At 49.6% G+C, this 625-nt stretch carries 1 protein-coding gene; it reads right to left on the bottom strand.

From position 1 onward, the window contains the following. Nucleotides 1-165: 165 nt before the first annotated feature. The coding region (locus DDT56_RS24265; RefSeq protein ID WP_136168897.1) for an Rpn family recombination-promoting nuclease/putative transposase at nt 166-625 on the bottom strand (460 nt) is incomplete at its 5' end.

The raw sequence follows: 625 nt of genomic DNA, 5'->3' as shown, positions 1-625 counted from the left end.
CTGGGAAAATCTTATGCGTTTGCAGGGGCGAGCGGAAGTTTGCGATGCAACATCAAATATCTGGTTGGCGTTATTACACCCTCTCAGGGAGTGTTTATGAAGCAACGCGTTGGTTATCGTGAGATGCCTGCTTATGGCACTGAGGGCCACAAGATACTAATCTTACTACTCTTTTTCAGCCAACTGCGCCACTTCCTCGGGCGTAAGCCCGGTAATTTGCTGCACGGTCTCTTTATCCATGCCTTTGAGCAATAATTGGCGGGCGATTTGCCGGGTACTGGTTTTGATTCCCTTTTCTATACCTTGCTCCATTCCCTTTTTAAAACCGATTTGTTCCAGTTGCTGTGCGATGGTCATAATTTCCTCCCGGTGCTGAGGCAGTTTTTCCGTTAAGACCTGGGTGAAATGCGGCACTGAGCGAGTATTGCCGGATTTAATAATATAAACCAGTAACGCCTTTCGCAGTTCAGGGGGCGGCGCCCATTGACCAAATAATAACCCGATATCCTGGACCAGTTCCAGTATGTCCCGCCGGCGGATATGTTTTTGTACCAGTTCCAGCAGCGCCGCCTTGCGGTGAGTTTTGATTTCGTCATCGGGGATGACGGTGAGATCGACCAACGGG

This window comes from Brenneria corticis, assembly GCF_003115855.1.
Lineage (GTDB): Bacteria > Pseudomonadota > Gammaproteobacteria > Enterobacterales > Enterobacteriaceae > Brenneria > Brenneria corticis.
Note: the sequence above shows the minus strand (reverse complement) of the source record. Positions and strands in the feature narration are given on the sequence as shown.